This window comes from Candidatus Albibeggiatoa sp. nov. BB20, from assembly GCA_016744725.1.
GTDB lineage: Bacteria > Pseudomonadota > Gammaproteobacteria > Beggiatoales > Beggiatoaceae > Albibeggiatoa.
Genome location: JADGDW010000276.1, coordinates 1 through 2,749, shown reverse-complemented (window position 1 = coordinate 2,749; position 2,749 = coordinate 1). Strand labels below are relative to the sequence as shown.

The 2,749-nt window shown below is 39.6% G+C and carries 4 protein-coding genes; 3 read left to right on the top strand and 1 reads right to left on the bottom strand.

What is annotated here, in order from left to right; translation table 11 throughout:
• The 3 genes from tpiA to ABXH34_RS18490 form a co-directional block, all read left to right on the top strand.
• The coding region (gene tpiA / locus ABXH34_RS18500) for a triose-phosphate isomerase (RefSeq protein WP_353573368.1) at positions 1 to 659 on the top strand (659 nt) is incomplete at its 5' end.
• 7 nt (positions 660 to 666) lie between these two features.
• Complete coding sequence (gene secG / locus ABXH34_RS18495; RefSeq protein WP_353573367.1) at positions 667 to 1,014, top strand: preprotein translocase subunit SecG; 348 nt, start codon at positions 667 to 669, stop codon at positions 1,012 to 1,014.
• 266 nt (positions 1,015 to 1,280) lie between these two features.
• Positions 1,281 to 2,000 carry a lysozyme inhibitor LprI family protein gene (locus ABXH34_RS18490; protein ID WP_353573366.1) on the top strand — a complete coding sequence of 240 codons (720 nt, stop codon included), beginning with the start codon at positions 1,281 to 1,283 and terminating at the stop codon, positions 1,998 to 2,000.
• Between the two features lie 217 nt (positions 2,001 to 2,217).
• Here the strand turns inward: ABXH34_RS18490 and ABXH34_RS18485 are convergent, their stop codons facing one another.
• Entirely contained in the window at positions 2,218 to 2,706 is a 489-nt protein-coding gene (locus ABXH34_RS18485; protein ID WP_353573365.1) for a GlcG/HbpS family heme-binding protein, read from the bottom strand.
• Between the last annotated feature and the right edge of the window lie 43 nt (positions 2,707 to 2,749).

Genomic DNA, 2,749 nt, shown 5'->3' with positions numbered 1-2,749 from the left:
GTGTAGAACAAGCAGAAGTTGTGGTTTGTGCTCCTTTTGTCTATTTGCAACAAGTAAGTGAATCACTTAAGGATACGAAGATTGCTTATGGTGCTCAAAACGTATCTGAGCAAGATAATGGCGCATTTACAGGCGAAGTCTCTACTTGTATGTTAAATGACTTTTCCTGTAAATATGTGATTGTTGGTCACTCTGAGCGTCGTAGTTTATATGGTGAAACTGACGAATTAGTTGCAGAAAAAGCGGCTAAAGCACAAGCAGACAGCTTAATCCCAATTATTTGCGTAGGCGAATTGTTGGAACAGCGCGAAGCAGGTGAAACAGAAGCGGTTGTTGCTCGTCAGTTAGATGCAGTGATTAATGCCAATGGTATTGCATCCTTAAATAATGCAGTTATTGCTTATGAACCTGTTTGGGCAATTGGTACGGGTAAAACCGCCTCGCCTGAGCAAGCACAAGCAGTTCATGCGTTTATCCGTGGACGTATTGCGGAACAGGATGCCGCTATTGCGGACAAAGTACAAATTTTATATGGCGGTAGCATGAAACCAGCAAATGCAGCGGAATTAACCGCAATGCAAGACATTGATGGTGGATTGATTGGAGGAGCGTCATTAAAAGCCGAAGATTTTTTAGCGATCTGTCAAGCAGCAAAGTAGGGTAATTATGCACTCAATCATTGTTACTGCTCATATTCTAATATGCGCAGGGTTAATTGGTTTTATTTTGGTTCAACATGGTAAAGGCGCGGAAGCAGGTGCTGCATTTGGTAGCGGTGCTTCTGCAACTGTGTTTGGTAGTCGTGGTTCAGGCTCATTTTTGACCCAAGTTACGAGTATTTTAGCCGCCGCATTTTTTGTGACGAGTTTAACATTGGCTTATTTTTCTACGGCAACGCAACAAGCGAATAGTGTTACAGAAATGATTCAAACCAGCCCTGTAACGGGAATGCCTTCTGTAGAACTTGCAACACCAAGTACAGTTTCTGATTTGCCAACGATTCCAGCGCAGTAAAATCAGTTTAAAACCTGATGGTTCAATTCTGTCAGGTTTTTTTACTCTCGTTTTGTCCCAAATAAAAACTATCCCGATTTGATATAAATCGTTTAAGCTATTCTCATCTAAAAAACAGATAAAAATACTATAGTCAATCCTATTTTAAGTGCGAGGACTGACAGTCCTGAAATTCTTTAAATATTAATTATTTTTAAAAATAAGGACTGCCAGTCCTGTATCACTTTAAAATAAAATGACTATATTCACTACCAAAGGAGTTTGCTATGTACTTTCGTACATTGTGTTTTGTCTCTTTGTTTATGTTGATTAATCAATCGAGTATCGCGGCTAGTTTTGACTGTAAAAAAGCGAGTGCATCAATTGAACATGCGATTTGTGATAATACGGATTTAGATTCGGCTGATAGTGTATTAAGTCAGCGTTACAGTGCATTGCGCAAATCATTGTCAAAAGCGGCGGCAAAAATACTAAAGCAAGAACAACGCAAGTGGCTGAAGCAGCGTTTAAAACAATGTACTGTTGATGACATTGCTTGCTTGGTCGATTTATATCAATCTCGTATTAATGAGTTTGAGAGTCGTTTGGGGATCAATACCGTCAGTGGTTTATCGGCTCAGACTGTGGGGCGAAATGTGAGTGATTTTGTGCCTATTGGTTACAAGGTTTTGGATGTGACTGAGGGCAATTTAAATCGGGATAAATATACTGATGTAATCTTAATTTTGGGGCAAGAGAATGAACAGGATCAGGAAGATGCTTTACGTCCTTTATTGATTTTGACTCGTGATGCAAGCAATCAATTACATCTCGCTGCACGTAACGATCACGTTGTGTTATGTGTTGAATGTGGTGGGATGCTAGGCGATCCGTATCAACGTACTGCAATCAAAAATGGTTATTTTACGGTTGAGCATCATGGTGGCAGTTCTTGGCAGTGGACGAAATACATTACATTTAAATATATTCCCAAGAAATCAAACTGATATTTACATAAAGTCACAGATCAGTCTTATCATTCTGGCGACCCGAATAATATTGAAGAAAATACCCAAACCACTAAAAATTTTGGTTCAACCTTGTTTATAGATTATAAAAATGAGTGGTAATTGAATTGATTAAAGAATAAATCAGAATGTTATGGAGTGCCGCATGTATTCTGTGTAAGCAAAACAGCTTGAGCACTCCTGTGAATATGTTTGCTTATTCCATTTCTAAATCGTCAAGCACACTGTCGATACCCGCTTGTGCACATTCTTCATCAATTTTGCCTGACGGTGCACCACTGACTCCGACACCACCAAGTAATCCACCTTGAGCTTGAATTGGTAAGCCACCCGCACTAATCAATAGATCATCGATTTTAGGTACAGAAAACGGTGAGCTAAAACGATCGGTTAAGTTTGAAGTGGCACTATTGAATGAAATCGCGGTATAGGCTTTTTTCCCACTCACTGTTACGGTTAATTCTGGCGCGAGTGTGTCACGCAATACAACTTGAGTCTGACCGCTACGATCAACCACCGTCACCCCTACTTGATAACCTGCTTTACGACAGGCTTTAACTGTGTTTTGAGCAATCGTTGTGGCAGTTTCTAAAGTAAGGCGTTTGGTTGAAATGGTTAAAGAGGGTTCATCAGCTTGTGCCAATAAGGGTAAAGTTAATAATCCGCATAATGCTAAGTAACGCATGGTTTTTCCTCAATTGGGTAGTAATTATTATATGATTTTAATG

What these genes read in the sequence shown, in the direction of transcription:
- ABXH34_RS18485 (WP_353573365.1), bottom strand. Translation starts at nt 2,706, where the DNA reads ATGCGTTACTTAGCATTATGCGGATTATTAACTTTACCCTTATTGGCA.
- ABXH34_RS18490 (WP_353573366.1), top strand. Translation starts at nt 1,281, where the DNA reads ATGTACTTTCGTACATTGTGTTTTGTCTCTTTGTTTATGTTGATTAAT.
- secG (WP_353573367.1), top strand. Translation starts at nt 667, where the DNA reads ATGCACTCAATCATTGTTACTGCTCATATTCTAATATGCGCAGGGTTA.